At 55.6% G+C, this 16351-nt stretch carries 15 protein-coding genes; 14 read left to right on the top strand and 1 reads right to left on the bottom strand.

The window, feature by feature from the left end; translation table 11 throughout:
- Positions 1 to 34: 34 nt before the first annotated feature.
- Positions 35 to 388 (bottom strand): arsenate reductase (glutaredoxin), encoded by a 354-nt coding sequence (arsC, locus tag MIH18_RS04790; protein WP_249008356.1) that lies wholly within the window; start codon positions 386 to 388, stop codon positions 35 to 37.
- Between the two features lie 88 nt (positions 389 to 476).
- On the opposite strand from arsC, the gene MIH18_RS04785 reads away from it, so the two are divergent.
- The 14 genes from MIH18_RS04785 (at position 477) to MIH18_RS04720 (ending at position 16281) form a co-directional block, all read left to right on the top strand.
- A complete protein-coding gene (locus MIH18_RS04785; RefSeq protein WP_249008357.1) occupies positions 477 to 953 on the top strand; it encodes a TlpA disulfide reductase family protein in 477 nt (158 codons plus the stop codon).
- Positions 954 to 1021: 68 nt separating this feature from the next.
- Positions 1022 to 4507, top strand: a complete 3486-nt coding sequence (dnaE, locus tag MIH18_RS04780) for a DNA polymerase III subunit alpha (RefSeq protein WP_249008358.1) — start codon at positions 1022 to 1024, stop codon at positions 4505 to 4507.
- 182 nt (positions 4508 to 4689) lie between these two features.
- Complete coding sequence (gene accA / locus MIH18_RS04775; RefSeq protein ID WP_249008359.1) at positions 4690 to 5643, top strand: acetyl-CoA carboxylase carboxyl transferase subunit alpha; 954 nt, start codon at positions 4690 to 4692, stop codon at positions 5641 to 5643.
- Entirely contained in the window at positions 5627 to 7009 is a 1383-nt protein-coding gene (gene tilS / locus MIH18_RS04770; protein WP_249008360.1) for a tRNA lysidine(34) synthetase TilS, read from the top strand. The genes accA and tilS overlap by 17 nt, the downstream gene beginning before the upstream one ends.
- A gap of 87 nt (positions 7010 to 7096) precedes the next feature.
- On the top strand, positions 7097 to 8725 hold the full coding sequence (locus tag MIH18_RS04765; protein ID WP_249008361.1) for a CTP synthase: 1629 nt from the start codon (positions 7097 to 7099) through the stop codon (positions 8723 to 8725).
- A 3-nt stretch (positions 8726 to 8728) separates the two neighbouring features.
- Positions 8729 to 9574 (top strand): 3-deoxy-8-phosphooctulonate synthase, encoded by an 846-nt coding sequence (gene kdsA, locus MIH18_RS04760; RefSeq protein WP_249008362.1) that lies wholly within the window; start codon positions 8729 to 8731, stop codon positions 9572 to 9574.
- A gap of 118 nt (positions 9575 to 9692) precedes the next feature.
- Positions 9693 to 10988 carry a phosphopyruvate hydratase gene (eno, locus tag MIH18_RS04755; RefSeq protein WP_249008363.1) on the top strand — a complete coding sequence of 432 codons (1296 nt, stop codon included), beginning with the start codon at positions 9693 to 9695 and terminating at the stop codon, positions 10986 to 10988.
- A gap of 208 nt (positions 10989 to 11196) precedes the next feature.
- Positions 11197 to 11505 (top strand): septum formation initiator family protein, encoded by a 309-nt coding sequence (locus tag MIH18_RS04750; protein ID WP_098417991.1) that lies wholly within the window; start codon positions 11197 to 11199, stop codon positions 11503 to 11505.
- A gap of 38 nt (positions 11506 to 11543) precedes the next feature.
- Positions 11544 to 12245, top strand: a complete 702-nt coding sequence (ispD, locus tag MIH18_RS04745) for a 2-C-methyl-D-erythritol 4-phosphate cytidylyltransferase (RefSeq protein ID WP_249008364.1) — start codon at positions 11544 to 11546, stop codon at positions 12243 to 12245.
- Positions 12246 to 12269: 24 nt separating this feature from the next.
- A complete protein-coding gene (gene ispF / locus MIH18_RS04740) occupies positions 12270 to 12749 on the top strand; it encodes a 2-C-methyl-D-erythritol 2,4-cyclodiphosphate synthase (RefSeq protein ID WP_249008365.1) in 480 nt (159 codons plus the stop codon).
- The gene (locus tag MIH18_RS04735) at positions 12746 to 13849 is read left to right on the top strand and encodes a tRNA pseudouridine(13) synthase TruD (protein ID WP_249008366.1); all 1104 of its coding nucleotides are present in this window, start codon (positions 12746 to 12748) and stop codon (positions 13847 to 13849) included. Before ispF ends, MIH18_RS04735 begins: the two co-directional genes overlap by 4 nt.
- A 19-nt stretch (positions 13850 to 13868) precedes the next feature.
- On the top strand, positions 13869 to 14639 hold the full coding sequence (gene surE, locus MIH18_RS04730; RefSeq protein ID WP_249008367.1) for a 5'/3'-nucleotidase SurE: 771 nt from the start codon (positions 13869 to 13871) through the stop codon (positions 14637 to 14639).
- Positions 14636 to 15292 carry a protein-L-isoaspartate(D-aspartate) O-methyltransferase gene (locus MIH18_RS04725; RefSeq protein ID WP_249008368.1) on the top strand — a complete coding sequence of 219 codons (657 nt, stop codon included), beginning with the start codon at positions 14636 to 14638 and terminating at the stop codon, positions 15290 to 15292. Before surE ends, MIH18_RS04725 begins: the two co-directional genes overlap by 4 nt.
- Positions 15292 to 16281 (top strand): DUF368 domain-containing protein, encoded by a 990-nt coding sequence (locus MIH18_RS04720; RefSeq protein ID WP_249008369.1) that lies wholly within the window; start codon positions 15292 to 15294, stop codon positions 16279 to 16281. Before MIH18_RS04725 ends, MIH18_RS04720 begins: the two co-directional genes overlap by 1 nt.
- Positions 16282 to 16351: the final 70 nt, after the last annotated feature.

Here is a 16351-nt window from a genome sequence, read left to right as displayed (position 1 = left end):
ACAATCCTCAAAATGTCAGCTTGGTAAAATTCATTTACAAAACAGTCAGTACGTTTTCCGGAGGTCGGCCGATGACCGCTTTGCCATTTGCCTGCACAATAGGGCGTTCAATCAGGCGCGGGTTCGCCACCATTGCCGCAACCAACTGCTGCCGGCTGAGGTCGGCGTTGTCCAGGTCCAGTTTTTTGTATTCTGGCTCTTTACGCCGCATCAATTGCCGTGGCTCCAGCGCAAGCTGTTGCAAAATGATGTCCAACTCTGGCGCTGTCGGCGGCGTATCCAGATAACGTATAATGTGAGGGTGAATGCCGTGGCCCGTTAATAGATCCAAAGCCTGGCGGGATTTTGAACAGCGGGGATTGTGGAAAATTCGGGTGGGTTCTGTCATCTTCTTGCCTGATTGTAGGTGCATAATAGTAGATGCGTGGCGTGCGAATATGAATTCGCAGGCGTGGAGCTTAACAGGAGGACTTTGCTTGCAATACCCTGTGACCGGTTTTGCCCTTAATACCCGCCGCCTGGCGACTATTGGATGTTTGTTTGCCGCGATGGTTGCGCTGGCGGGTTGTAGCAAGATTGAGCTGGAGCGCAATGAAGGCGCGCCACTGGTTTGGAGCGATCTGCGCGGGCAATGGGTACTGGTGAATTACTGGGCCGAGTGGTGTAAGCCCTGCCTGAAGGAAATTCCCGAACTGAATGCCTTGAATCAGAACCCGGCGATCACCGTGCTAGGCGTTAACTTTGATGGCATCAGCGATGCCGAACTGAGCCAGTTGGGTGAGCGCATGGGCATCGGCTTTGATCTGCTGAACCAAGACCCAGGCCCGCAGTTTGACTGGCAAACGCCTATTGCGTTGCCGGCTACGCTGGTTATAAATCCAAAGGGCGAGTTACAGCAGGTGCTGTTTGGCGAACAGACCCAGGCCAGTATTCGCGCCGCCATCGGTCTGTGAATGGCCGCTGATGGCGGTCAACTGTATTTGTGCTATCCGTATTCTCGTTTTAATCAGGATTATCTGCAATGACTGCCCAGACCTTTGTACATCTTCGCGTTCACTCTGAACACTCCTTGGTGGATGGTCTGGTACGGGTAAAGCCGTTGATCAAGCGGGTAGTGGAGCTGGGTATGCCTGCTGTCGGGCTCACCGAACAGTCCAACATGTTTTCACTGGTGCGATTTTACAAAGCCGCGCTTGGCGCCGGGGTCAAGCCCATTATTGGTGCCGATTTGTGGCTTGAAAACCCGGACGAGCCAGAGAGCCCATTTCGCACAACCCTGCTGGCCAGTAATAACGACGGTTACTTGAATCTGACCGAGATTGTTTCACTGGGTTATACCGAAGGTCAGCGTTTTGGCAAGCCCATCATTAAGCGCGAATGGCTGAAAGCCCGCAGCCAGGGCCTGATTATGCTTTCGGGTGGCAAAATGGGTGATGTCGCCAAGGCCATGTTGTCAGATAAGCCCAAGCTGGCCCGTGAACGGGCCTGCTATTGGCGCGAACTGTACCCCGACAGTTTTTATTTGGAGCTTCAGCGTACTGGCCGTGCAGGTGATGAAGATTGCTTGCACCTGAATGTGGCGCTGGCGGCTGAATTGGGCTTGCCGGTGGTGGCCACCAACGATGTCCACTTTATTTATGCGGAAGACTTTGAGGCCCACGAAGCGCGGGTATGCATTGGCGAAAGCCGCACTCTGGACGATCCGCGCCGCGACCGCCGCTTTAGTGACCAACAGCACCTGCGCAGCGCTGAAGAAATGATCGAGCTTTTTGCCGACATTCCCGAAGCCGTGGAAAACACCCTGGCCATCGCCCGCCGCTGCTCGGTCACTGTGCGCATGGGCGAATACTTTCTGCCCAACTATCCGGTGCCTGAAGGCATGACCATGGACGACTACTTTCGCCAGGTGTCGGAAGAAGGGTTGGAAGATCGTCTGGCCAAAACTCTGCCCAAAGACGATCCGGATTACGACAGCAAGCGCCAGGCTTATTACGACCGGCTGAAATTTGAACTGGATATCATCATCCAGATGGGTTTCCCCGGCTACTTTCTGATCGTGATGGACTTTATCAAGTGGGCAAAGAACAACGGCGTGCCGGTAGGGCCTGGCCGTGGTTCCGGTGCCGGTTCCCTGGTGGCCTACGCTCAGTTGATTACGGACCTGGACCCGCTGCAATACGATCTGCTGTTCGAGCGCTTTTTGAACCCCGAGCGGGTCTCCATGCCCGACTTCGACGTCGACTTCTGTATGGAAGGCCGCGATCGAGTCATCGCCTATGTGGCCGAAAAATACGGTCGTGAAGCGGTATCGCAGATCATTACGTTTGGCACCATGGCCGCCAAAGCCGTGGTGCGTGATGTAGCGAGGGTGCAGGGCAAGTCTTACGGGCTGGCGGACAAACTGTCCAAAATGATCCCGTTTGAAGTGGGTATGACCCTGGCCAAGGCCGTAGAGCAGGAACCGTCACTTAAGGAATTTCTGGCGCAAGACGAAGAAGCCCAGGAAATCTGGGAAATGGCGGTCAAGCTTGAAGGCGTGTGCCGTAACGCTGGCAAACACGCTGGCGGGGTGGTGATTGCGCCCACCAAGATCACTGACTTTTCGCCGCTGTATTGCGATGACGACGGCGGCAGCTTGGTAACCCAGTTCGACAAAAACGATGTGGAAGACGCCGGTCTGGTGAAGTTCGACTTTCTCGGCCTGCGAACGCTGACCATCATCGATTGGGCGCTGAAAATGATCAATCCGCGGCGGGAAAAGCGCGGGTTGAAGCCGGTGGACATCAGCGAGATTCCGCTGGACGACCCAGCCTCGTTCGTGATGCTGAAAAAGGCCGAAACCACCGCCGTGTTCCAGCTGGAATCCCGAGGCATGAAGGACCTGATCCGGCGCCTGCAGCCGGATTCCCTGGAAGACATGATCGCCCTGGTGGCGCTGTTCCGCCCAGGCCCGTTGCAGTCGGGCATGGTAGACGACTTTATTGACCGAAAGCACGGCAAGCAGCCAATGTCTTTCCCGCACCCGGATTATCAGTATGAAGGTCTGAAGCCGGTATTGGAGCCCACCTACGGCGTTATCCTGTACCAGGAACAGGTGATGCAGATCGCCCAGGTGATGGGGGGTTACAGTCTGGGTAACGCGGACATGCTGCGCCGCGCCATGGGTAAGAAAAAACCCGAAGAAATGGCGAAGCAGAAGCAGTTTTTTCTGGATGGTTGTGCAGGCAATAATATTGATAAAACCTTGGCAGAAAATATCTTCGACCTAGTGGAAAAATTTGCCGGTTACGGTTTTAACAAATCCCACTCCGCCGCTTATGCTTTGGTGTCCTACCAGACCCTCTGGCTAAAGACTCACTACACCGCCGAATTTATGGCCGCCGTGCTCACCGCCGATATGCAGAACACCGACAAGGTGGTTACGCTGGTGGAAGAATGCCGTAGCCTGAAACTGGAGTTGGTGCTGCCGGATGTAAGTACCTCGGAATACGCCTTCACCGCTAACGACGATGGACAGGTGGTGTATGGCTTGGGTGCTATCAAAGGCTTGGGTGAGGGGCCCATTGATAGCATTGTTACGGCGCGAAAAAAAGACGGGCCGTTCATTGACCTGTTCGACTTTTGTCGCCGGGTCGACCTGAAGAAAGTGAACAAACGCGCGCTAGAAGCGATGATTCGCGCTGGCGCTATGGACACATTAGGCGCCGGCCGAGCCCAGCTGATGGCCAGCATCGGAAAAGCCGTATTACAAGCGGGTCAGCAGTCGCGTAACGAAGCAGCCGGCATGGTGGACATGTTTGGCGATGCCTTGGAAGCTGCCGCTGACATAGACGCCTATATCGATGTTGCGGACATTCGTGAGTGGTCTGAAAAACAACGACTTAAAGGTGAAAAAAACACGCTTGGGCTCTATCTGACCGGGCATCCGTTTGATGAATACGAGCGCGAAGTTCGGCGCTTCGTGCGCTCTTCTATCGCTGATCTAAAGCCGAACAAATCGCCGCAGCGGGTAGCTGGACTGGTGGTTGCACAGCGCACCATGAAAACGCGCACCGGTTCCACCATGTGCTTTATTACCCTGGATGATCGCAGTGGGCGCATCGAAGCGACGCTTTTTTCCGAAGCGTTTTTTGAAAACCGCGAGCTGTTGCAGTCAGATCAAGTCATTGTAGTGGATGGCCAGGTCAGCCACGATGACTATTCTGGGCAGATGAAGATGCGGGTCAACTCGGTGATGGACGTCGCCAGCGCCCGCCAGCAATTTAGTCGCGGTTTGCAGCTGAAGCTGAATGAAAATCAGCTTGGCAACGGCCTGCTGGACTCACTGGAAAAATTGCTGGCACCGCATCGCTGCGAAGGCAGCCCGGTGTGGATTGAGTACACCAGTCCGGCCGCCAGTACTCGTATTGAGCTGGGTCCATCCTGGCGGGTGGAGCCCAATGATAGCCTGCTGCTTGAGCTGAAATACCTGGTGGGCGACCGCAGCGTGGAACTGGTCTATGATTAAAGGCAATACTTATTTTTTAGCTACGTTGGCCGAGGCGGGCGTAGCATCGTAAAGATTACCATTTTGTCAGGTAGGTGCAGTCCAGCCAATGTCCGCTTTAGGCTCGGCGACTGCGCTGTTATCTTGGGCACAAATTCTGGTCTGGTAGCTTTGGCTGCCGCGAATTCAAATGATGGAACATCATGAACCCTAATTATCTCGATTTCGAACAGCCCATTGCCGATCTGGAAGCCAAAATCGAAGAGCTGCGGATGGTGGGCAACAACACCGACATCAACATTACTGATGAGATCGCCCGGCTCAAGAAAAAGAGCGTTAGCCTGACGGAGAGTATTTTCTCTGACCTTAAACCGTGGGACGTTACGCGCTTGGCTCGGCACCCGCGCAGACCTTATACGCTCGATTACATCGAAATGTTGTTTGACGATTTCGATCAGCTGCACGGTGACCGGCGTTATGCCGACGACTATTCTATGGTGGGTGGCACGGCCCGCATTAATGACAGGCCGGTTATGGTGCTTGGCCATCAGAAAGGCCGTGAAGTACGCGAGAAAGTGAAGCGTAACTTTGGTATGCCAAGACCTGAAGGCTATCGTAAAGCCTTACGGCTAATGGAAATGGCCGAGCGTTTCAAAATGCCTATTCTGACCTTTATCGACACGCCGGGCGCTTATCCCGGTATTGGTGCGGAAGAACGCGGACAGAGTGAAGCCATTGCGTTCAACCTGGCGGTTATGTCGCGTTTGAAAACGCCCATAATCTCCACCGTTATCGGCGAGGGCGGTTCAGGTGGTGCACTGGCTATTGGCGTGTGCGATAAGCTGAACATGCTGCAGTACTCCACCTACGCGGTTATTTCTCCGGAAGGGTGTGCCTCCATTTTGTGGAAAAGCGCAGACTACGCATCGGAAGCCGCCGCAGCCATGGGCGTGACGGCAGATCGTCTGAAAGACCTGGGCCTGGCCGATAACGTGATCAAAGAACCCCTGGGTGGCGCTCACCGCAAACCCCAGGATATGGCCAACTCGCTTAAGGCGACGTTAACAGAAGGCTTGGCCGAGTTGACCCGCTTGCCTCTGGACGAACTGGTTGCAAGGCGCTACGAGCGCTTGACCCGCTATGACAGCGGGCGCTAGCGGTAATGCTCCGGCTTGGCCATCGCCGTTGCGCGATCTGGCCAGGCAGCTTCCCCACCATGACCGCCTGTGCATTGCCTTTAGTGGCGGTCTCGATTCTTCTTTATTGTTGCATCTGTTCGCGGCGATTACGCCGGCCTCTATTGCCTTATCTGCGCTTCACATCAACCACCAGTTACAGCCTAACGCTGCAGACGTGGAAACCTTTTGTCGCGATACCTGCGCGCGCCTGAGCGTGCCTCTGCGGGTTGTTGCGGTAACGGTGCCCGTCAAAAAAAAGGGCGCCGGGGGCCTGGAGCAGGCTGCGCGCGCAGCCCGCTACGACGTGTTTGAACAACAACTGCGTGTCGGTGAGCTGTTATTATTGGCCCATCACGGCGACGATCAACTGGAAACCGTGTTGTTCCGTCTTTTTCGCGGCAGTGGTGTGGCGGGTCTGGCAGGGATGCCCTTCACCCGTGCCCTGGGTGCTGGTGCTCTGGCGCGACCGCTGCTTGAGTTTTCCCGTGGGCAGCTGGAAGCTTGGGCCAATAGCGCCGGCCTGCCGTGGATAGAAGACCCCAGCAACAGCGACCAACGTTTTGATCGCAATTACCTGCGCAATAGCGTGATTCCACTGCTAAAAACCCGCTGGCCATCCTTCATACGGCGTGTAGAGGCATCAGCCCGCGGCTGTGCCGACAGTCATGCGCTAAACCAAAAGCTGGCGCAGCTTCAGTGGCATGCCTGCGATGGGGTCTACCAGCACAGCCAGCCTTATTCGCTGGATCTGCGTGCGTTTGCTGAACTGTCGCCCCTCGAGCAGGGCAACCTGCTGCGCTGGTGGTGCCAGTCTTGCGGCTTACCTGCGCCTGTGTCCGCAGACTGGCAGCGGACTCTGGCAGGGTTAATAGATGCTGCTGCGGATCGTGAGCCGGAACTGTTGGGGCAGGGCTACAGCGTTCGACGCTTTCAGCACAAACTGTATCTTGTGGCTTCGCAAAACCCCTTGCCGGCAGGCTCGCAGTCGGTGTTACCGCAGCAGACGCTGCGCTGGGGCGAGTGGACATTGGCGCTGGCCTGGCAAAGTAACGACCCCAATCAAGGCAACGGACAGAAAATCGGGCCGCCGCCAATACGGGTATCTACGAGGCAGGGCGGCGAACGCATCCGCCTTTACCCTGAAGGACCGGCAAAAGTCGTGAAAAAATGGCTGCAGGAGCAGGCCGTGCCACCTTGGGAAAGAGCCCGTTTGCCCTTGGTTTTTGCGGGCTGCGGCGCTGCCGAGGAGTTAATTGCGGTGGGCTCGTTATGGTGTTCGGAAAAATACAGTGGAAGCGCTCCTTCAAGTGGCTGGCGGCTGATTGTGGGGCGGGATTGTGATTGAGCAGGTTGGGGCTTTCTGGTAGTCTGATCTCCCATCTTGAGATGACAATCTCCCCTCTCCACAGAACCTGATAATCATGGAATCTGCATGACGCGTTATATTTTCGTCACCGGCGGTGTTGTGTCCTCACTTGGGAAAGGAATCGCATCGGCCTCACTGGCCGCGATCCTCGAGGCACGCGGCCTGAAGGTAACCATCCTCAAGCTGGACCCGTACATTAACGTAGACCCGGGAACAATGAGCCCGTTCCAGCACGGTGAAGTGTTTGTCACCGACGACGGCGCCGAAACTGACTTGGATCTTGGCCACTACGAGCGCTTTATTCGCACCCCGATGACCCGCCGGAACAACTTCACTGCCGGCCGCGTCTACGAAGAAGTGATTCGTAAAGAACGCCGGGGCGATTATCTTGGTGGCACCGTGCAGGTTATTCCCCACATCACCGATGAAATTAAACGCCGTGTCATTGAAGGCGCCGCAGGCGTCGACGTTGCGCTGGTGGAAGTGGGCGGCACCGTAGGCGACATCGAATCTTTGCCGTTTTTGGAAGCCTGTCGGCAACTGAAAGTGGAAGTAGGTTCCAGCCGCGCTTTGTTTATGCACCTTACCCTGGTGCCCTACATTGCTACGGCCGGCGAAATCAAAACCAAACCGACCCAACACTCGGTGAAGGAAATGCGCTCCATCGGCCTGCAGCCAGATATTCTGCTGTGCCGCTCCGATCACGAAGTGGATGCCAGTTCGCGACGCAAAATCGCTCTGTTCACCAACGTTGAAGAGCGTGCGGTTATTCCTCTGCGCGATGCCAAGTCGATTTATGTCATCCCGCGTATGTTGCACGACCATGGCCTGGACCAGCTGGTGATCGAGCGTTTCAACCTGAAGGCCCGTGAAGCCGACCTGAGCGAATGGGATAACGTGGTTGAATCCCTGATGAATCCGCAGCACGAAGTGACCATTGCCATGGTTGGCAAATACATGGAACTGTTGGAAGCCTACAAATCGCTGATTGAATCCCTGCTCCACGCCGGAATCAAAACCCGCACCAAGGTTAATATTAACTACATCGACTCGGAAGACATCGAGCGTGACGGCACCGGCGTGTTGGAAAATGTTGATGCTATTTTAGTGCCTGGCGGTTTTGGCGAGCGCGGCGTGGAAGGCAAAATTCGCACCGTACAGTACGCCCGCGAGAACAAGGTACCTTACCTGGGTATCTGTCTGGGTATGCAAGTAGCGGTGATTGAATACGCCCGCAACATGGCCGGTCTGACAGACGCTCACAGCACCGAGTTCCGTCCCCACAGTCCCGAACCGGTCGTTGGTCTGATCACTGAATGGCTGGATGCCAGCGGTGAGCGCGAAGAACGTACCGATAACTCCGACCTTGGCGGCACCATGCGCCTTGGGGGCCAGGATTGCGTTCTGGTCGAGGGTTCCAATATTGCCAACTGTTACGGCCGCAAAACCATTCGCGAACGTCACCGTCACCGCTATGAAGTGAACAACCACTTTTTGCCGCGCCTTGAAGAAGCCGGCTTAAAAGTGTCTGGCCGTTCTACCGATGGCAAGCTGGTGGAAGTGGTAGAAGTGGAAGACCATCCCTGGTTTGTGGCGTGTCAGTTCCACCCGGAATTCACTTCTACACCTCGCGATGGCCATCCGTTGTTCAAGGGTTTTGTGGAAGCCGCCCTGGCACATCGAAAGGAGCACTGATTCATGGCACAAAGCACCGTTACCGTTGCTGATATCGACATTGCCAATCACAGGCCGTTCGTGCTGTTTGCGGGCATGAACGTGCTGGAGTCCCGTGAGTTGGCGTTCGAGGTTGCTGAAACCTACGTAGAGGTGTGCCGTAAACTGGGTATACCCTACGTGTTCAAGGCCTCTTTCGATAAGGCCAACCGCTCTTCGGTAAACTCGTTCCGCGGGCCGGGACTAGACAAAGGCCTGCAGATACTGGCGGATATTAAAGCCAGATTCGGTGTGCCGATTATTTCCGATGTGCACGAAGCCGCCCAGGCCGCGCCCGCAGCGGAGGTGTGCGACATTATTCAGCTGCCCGCGTTCTTGAGCCGCCAGACCGATTTGGTGGTGGCCATGGCAAAAACCGGCGCGGTCATCAATATCAAGAAAGCCCAGTTTCTGGCACCGCAAGAGATGAAGCACATCATCGCCAAGTTCGAGGAAGCCGGCAACGACCGGATAATCCTGTGCGAGCGCGGTAGCAGCTTTGGTTACAACAACCTGGTGGTGGACATGCTTGGCTTCGGCATTATGAAAGCCATGAACGTGCCGGTAATGTTCGACGTAACCCATTCGCTGCAAATGCCAGGCGGTCGCGCTGATTCTGCCGGTGGACGCCGGGCCCAAGTGACCGAATTGGCGCTGGCGGGTGTATCCCAGGGCCTGGCCGGTCTTTTCCTGGAAGCCCACCCAAATCCGGACGAAGCGATGTGCGACGGCCCCTGTGCACTTCGACTGAGTCAGCTGGAGCCGTTTCTGGAAAGGGTGAAAGCCGTCGACGATCTGGTAAAGAGCTTCAAACCTATCGACACCGCTTGATTGGCGGTGTTTCAGTATGACTACGAACAACGGGAGAGAGCGGAAAGCGTTTTTCGCAAATCCGTTCCCCGCTCTCTCTTGCACCTGATTCTATTTAAAAACTCGGAGATTTTTTAGAATGACCACAATTGCCAACATCAAAGCCCGCGAAGTTCTGGATTCCCGCGGTAACCCCACCGTTGAAGCAGACGTTATTCTTAAAGATGGCACTCTTGGCCGTGCTTGCGCACCGTCTGGCGCGTCCACAGGCTCCCGCGAAGCGTTGGAACTGCGTGACGGCGATGCCTCCCGTTACCTGGGTAAAGGCGTGCTCAAGGCCGTTTCAGCCATTAACGGCAAAATCCGCGATGCTCTGATGGGCAAAGACGCCGCCGACCAGCGTGGTCTGGACAACACCATGCTGGAGTTGGACGGCACCGAGAACAAAGCCAATCTGGGCGCCAATGCCATTCTTGCGGTGTCACTGGCCGCCGCAAAAGCGGCCGCGGCGTCATTGGGCAAGCCTTTGTACGAGCATATTGCGGATATCAACGGCACCTCTGGCAAGTACAGCATGCCGGTGCCAATGATGAACATTCTTAATGGCGGCGAGCACGCTGACAATAACGTCGACATACAGGAATTCATGGTGCAGCCTGTGGCCGCCAAGAGTTTCGCCGACGCTCTGCGCATTGGCGCCGAGATTTTCCACAGCCTGAAAAAAGTGCTGCAGGCCCAGGGCTTGAGCACCGCAGTGGGTGACGAGGGTGGGTTTGCCCCCAACCTGCCGTCTAACGAAGCTGCATTGGCAATGATTCAGGAAGCGGTAGAAAAAGCCGGTTACAAGTTGGGCACCGACATTACCTTGGCTCTGGATTGCGCTGCCTCTGAATTTTACAAAAACGGCCAGTATGTGCTGGCTGGCGAAGGCAAGAGCTTTGACTCTGCCGGCTTTGCCGATTACCTGGCGGGCTTGGCTGAGCGCTACCCGATAGTGTCGATTGAAGACGGCATGGACGAAAGCGACTGGGACGGCTGGAAAATACTGACCGACAAAATTGGCGACAAGGTACAGCTGGTGGGCGATGACTTGTTCGTCACCAACACTAAAATCCTTAAGCGCGGTATCGACACTGGCGTGGCCAACTCCATTCTGATCAAGTTCAATCAGATTGGCAGTCTGAGCGAAACCCTGGACGCCATCAAGATGGCCCAGGACGCAGGATTTACCGCGGTGATCTCGCACCGTTCGGGTGAAACCGAAGACACCACCATCGCGGATCTGGCAGTTGCCACCTGCGCCGGCCAAATCAAGACTGGCTCTTTATGCCGTTCTGACCGTGTAGCCAAGTACAATCAGCTACTGCGCATTGAAGAAACGCTGGGCGAAAAGGCGGCCTACAACGGTTTGCGTGAGATCAAAGGCCAGCGCTAACTCGTTCAGGTCGGCCCTTTTACTGGTCGTGGAAATGCAAAGGTCATGGTGCCAAGCTGAAAATCCAGGCGCTATGGCCTTTTTTAACAGTTAGTTAGCGGCATTTGTTATTCCGCTTTATAAAGGTCTATACTATCGCTGTTGAGTGTTTTATAAGCACTGGATGCCAACCGTACAATCAACGCCCACTGGCAACGCGGAAACTGTTATGGCCGAGCCGTCTTCAAGCGCTTTTTTTTCGCCCATCAAACTTATTTGGGCCTTCATTATTGTGCTGGTTTTGTTACTGCAGGTACGCTTGTGGATCGGTGAGGGCAGTTTTGCCCAAGTTTGGGCGCTGGAACAGGCCATCGCAGAGCAGCAACAGGGCAATGACACGCTGGCGACTCGCAATGAGCGGTTATACGCTGAAGTACGTAACCTGCGCAATGAACAGGGTGCGGTGGAGGAGCGTGCGCGAATCAATCTGGGATTGATACGCAATGATGAAACCTTCTTTTTGGTGGTCGACCAATAACCGCTGCTTTCTGCTCCACAACCACGGCGTCTCGGCTCATGCCTGAAGCTTCTCTTTGGCTGATTATTCCCGCTGCAGGTGTTGGTCAGCGCATGGCGGCTGAGTGCCCAAAACAGTACTTGCGTGTTGATGGTGAATACATATTGGATATAACCCTGCGGCGTTTGCTGACTGCGGTGCCGGCGGCAGGGTGTATAGTGACGTTAAGCCCCACCGACATTTGGTGGGCCGGCACGAACGCAAGCTCTGACAGCCGAATTGCAACTTGCGCCGGCGGTAACGAACGTTCCAATTCGGTACTCAATGCGTTGCAGGCATTGGTGCCAAAGGCCAAAAATGACGACTGGGTGTTGGTACATGACGCGGCTCGCCCCTGCGTGGCGTCTGACGATCTTAAACGGCTGTTAGAAAAAGTGGGTGCCCACAGCGTGGGTGGCCTGCTGGCTTCACCGGTCACTGACACCCTCAAAGTGGCAAGCCCCCAGGCGCCGGATACGGTTACATCAACTGTTGATCGCCGCCATCTGTGGCGCGCGCTAACCCCGCAAGTGTTTCGCTACGGTCTGTTGCGTGACGCCTTACAAAGGGCGCTAGATCAGGGTTTTGCACTAACCGACGAGGCCTCGGCGATGGAGCAGGCCGGCCACAGGCCGCTGTTGGTGGAAGGGCGGCCGGACAATATCAAAATCACCGTGCCTGCGGATTTGGCGCTGGCCGGCTTCATTCTTGGCCAGTTGTAATCTGGTCATTTGAACGGAATTAGTATGCGAATTGGTCAGGGCTTTGATGTTCACGCTTTTTGTGAAGGCAACAGGATTATTCTGGGGGGTGTCAGTATTCCTTATAGTCGTGGTTTAAAGGCTCATTCGGACGGTGACGTGCTGCTGCACGCGTTGGCGGATGCGCTGCTTGGCGCTCTTGCGCTGGGTGATATTGGCCACCTGTTCCCGGACACCAGCGCCGACTGGGCCGGTGCCGATAGTCGTGAGCTGTTGCGTCGCGTCATGCAGCGGGTTCAGGAACTGAATTACAGCGTGGTGAATGTAGATGCCACCATCATCGCCCAGGCACCCAAAATGGCGCCTCACGTCAACGCCATGCGTGTGAATATTGCAGAAGACCTGAACATTACCGCCGGTCAGGTCAGTGTGAAAGCCACCACCAGCGAGCAGCTGGGCTTCACCGGCCGCGGGGAGGGCATTGCCTGCCAGGCGGTTTGCCTGCTGCAAGCGCAAAACTCATGAACGATACTCAAACCAGCACTCAAAACGCCACCCCAGAACCTGCGCAAAACCATAACTGGCGTTTGCAATGGCCGTCATCTGAAGGTAAATGCGTGGCCAGTGCCGATTTTAAACACAGTCCAGACGACTTCCAGGTGAGTGAAGTTCTGGACAAGGCCAGCATTCAGGGCGAAAACGGCAGCGGCAACGCCGGCGAACACCTATGCTTGCGGTTGCAAAAAACCGGCGACAATACCGAATATGTCGCCCGTGAACTGGCAACGATGGCCGCCTTACGCCCCTTTGATGTGAGCTTTTGCGGGCTCAAAGATCGCCATGCCGTGACATGGCAGTGGTTCAGCCTTTATCGCCCGGGCCAGAATGACAGCGATGCAGATTTTATCGCCAGCGTCAGCGAGTACTGGCCAGTAACAGACAGTTGTCGCAGCGCGAGCAAGTTGCGCCGCGGTGATCACAGCGGTAATGGCTTTCGTATTATTTTGCGCAATGTGGCTGGGGAGAAAGCCGCTATCGATCAGGCATTGGAGCGTTTGGCACAGTCCGGCGCGCCTAATTATTTTGGTCCTCAGCGCTTTGGCCATAACGGTGCCAACCTGGACAATGCGTTGTTGTTGAATCCGCGCTCGTTGAATCGCCCCGCAAAAGGCCGTGGCAAAGGCCGGGGTCGTGGCGGCCGTAGCAGTCAGGATTCGAAAAATGTATTGTATTTTTCCGCTGCCCGATCGTGGCTGTTTAATGAAGTGCTGGCCGCGCGCGTCAACAATGGAAGCTGGTGCCAGCCTATGGCAGGCGAGCCGGACGAGCAGAGAGTCACGGGCCCGTTGTGGGGCGATGGTGGGACCCGCGCGACCGGTGAGCAGGAGCAGTTGGAGCGCACGGCGGTGGACGCCAATCCGCAGTTAGTCGCGCTCTTTGCCAGCACGCGCATGCAGCCGGAGCGCCGGCCCCTGCAGCTGGTGCCGCAAAACCTGAAATGGGAATGGCAAGACAGCGCTACGCTGGCAATCGAATTTACGCTGGGCGCTGGCCAGTATGCAACAACGCTGCTGGCAGACGTTTTTGCGTTGCAGGATATTGCCCTGAGTCGGCTTAACGAATAACAAATTTATGGAGCACAAAGTGCGAATACTGTTATCCAATGATGACGGCGTGCACTCGCCGGGGCTAATTGCCCTTTACGAAGGTTTGCAAGGCCTGGGTGAACTGCATGTGGTGGCCCCTGATAGAGACCACAGCGGCGCCAGTAATTCGTTGACCCTGAAGCGCCCGTTGACGGTGGAAGAGCATCCAAATGGCTTTTACTCGGTCGATGGCACGCCAACGGATTGTGTCCATCTTGCAGTAAACGGTTTGTTCGACGAACCTTTTGACCGGGTGGTGTCGGGCATCAACACACACGCCAATCTGGGCGACGACATAATTTATTCCGGCACCGTTGCGGCAGCCACCGAAGGCCGTCATTTGGGCCTTTCGGCGATCGCGGTTTCGCTTGTGAATAACGGTCGATTTCATTACGACACCGCCGCAAGGGTGGTTGCTACGCTGTTGAAATTCCATAAGCCCATGGACCTTGGACCGCGTTCCATTCTGAATGTGAACGTACCGGATTTGCCCTGGAGCGAACTGTCCGGGTTCCGCGTAACCCGTTTGGGCGACCGTGAACGGGCCGAGGGTGCGGTGCCTATGACCTGTCCCCGCGGCAAAAAACGCTATTGGATAGGCGCTGCCGGTAACGGCGGAGATGCAGGTCCGGGCACCGACTTTCACGCTATTTCTCAAGGCTACGTGTCCATTACGCCGGTGCACATCGACATGACCCGGCACCAGGTGATGTCTAGCCTGCGTGACTGGGTTGGAGCGCTAGAAGACAGCTCGGGCAAATCACAATGAATGCGCACATACAAGGCATAGGCATGACGTCCAGGCGTACCCGCCTGCGTTTGATCCAGCGCTTGAAAGACAAAGGCATTTCGTCACCGCAGGTGTTAGATGCCATAGCCGAGGTTCCACGCCATATTTTTCTCGATGAAGCCCTGGCGCACAGGGCTTATGAAGACACCGCTTTGCCGATTGGCCACAACCAGACCTTGTCGCAACCCTATATTGTCGCCCGTATGACCGAATTGCTATACGCCCACCAACCAAAGAAAGTGTTGGAATTGGGTACCGGCTCTGGCTATCAGACGGCGGTGCTGTGCAATTTGTTCGCCGAGGTGTTCAGCGTTGAACGCATAAAACCACTTCAGGACCGAGCAAGGGAGCGCCTGCGCAATCTAAAGTGTCGCAACGCTGTGCTGCGCCACGCTGATGGCGGTATGGGCTGGCCCGAACGTGGCCCTTTTGACGGCATCATTGTTACCGCGGCACCTACCGAGGTGCCCGTCGAGTTGTTGCAACAACTGGCAGACAACGGTGTTCTGATCTCCCCGGTGGGGGCTGAACGACAGGTACTGGTTCAAATTGTGCGCCGCGGCGATCGCTTTGAACGCACGGAACTGGAAGCGGTTAAATTTGTGCCTTTGTTGGGCGGGGTGGTGCGCTGATGAACCAAACATCGCCCATTTTGCGGACTGATGAGAAGAAAGCCGCTTTGCGTTCCCAGGGTTTGCCGTCGGTTTTTCTGCGGGGGTTGGCCATGGGCGCGGCCGACATAGTTCCTGGCGTTTCTGGTGGCACCATTGCGTTCATAACCGGCATTTATTTTCGCCTGCTAGCGGCGATAAATGCGGTGCCTAAAGCGCTATTGACCGATTTGATTAGGGGCCGCGTTGCCGTTTTCTGGCAAGTATGCGATGGCAGTTTTTTGTTGACTCTGCTGTGTGGCATCATACTCAGCATCGCCACCTTGGCATCGGCGATCAGCTATTTACTGACCACCTATCCGATTTTGCTGTGGAGTTTTTTCTTCGGACTGATTTTGGCCTCTGTATGGCACGTCGGGCGTGAAGTTCGCCAGTATCATTGGCGCCTGGTGTTGCCGTTATTGGCGGGTACGGCCTTTGCCTGGTGGATAACCAGCTTGCCGGCTATGGCCGCCGAGCCTTCAGCGCTCATGTTTCTGTTTGCTGGAGCCATCGCCATTTGTGCGATGATACTACCGGGTATTTCAGGTAGTTTCATTTTGGTCATTATGGGTATGTACGTGCCAGTGCTCAGCGCTATAAGGGGCTTTGACGTTGCGTTGTTGCTGCTGTTTGTTACCGGCTGTGCAGCGGGCCTTTTTTCTATCGCCCGCGTTATTACCTGGGCCTTTGACCGTTTTCACGACGGCGTTCTGGCACTGTTGATCGGATTTATGCTGGGGGCGCTGAACAAGGTCTGGCCTTGGAAAGAAACTCTGAGTTGGCGGATTAACAGCGCCGGAGAGCAGGTGCCCGTGCACGAAATCAACATTAGCCCAGCGTTGTTTGCTGAACAGACCGACTTGAATCCACTTGTTTTCCAGGCCTTGCTGATGGCCGTGGCGGGCATTCTGCTGGTGCTGGTGGTGGAGTGGTTGGGGCTGCGTTTTGCCGGGCGTAAACGCTCCTGAATGTTACGAAATGTAAGAAGCGCTGTTCCCCCGGGTAACATGAGTGCCCGTAAACACGGTTCTGCCCGTT

It is taken from the genome of Marinobacter sp. M3C (assembly GCF_023311895.1).
Taxonomy (GTDB): domain Bacteria; phylum Pseudomonadota; class Gammaproteobacteria; order Pseudomonadales; family Oleiphilaceae; genus Marinobacter.
The sequence above is the reverse complement of the archived record's forward strand: the minus strand, read 5'-3'. Positions and strand labels throughout refer to the sequence as shown.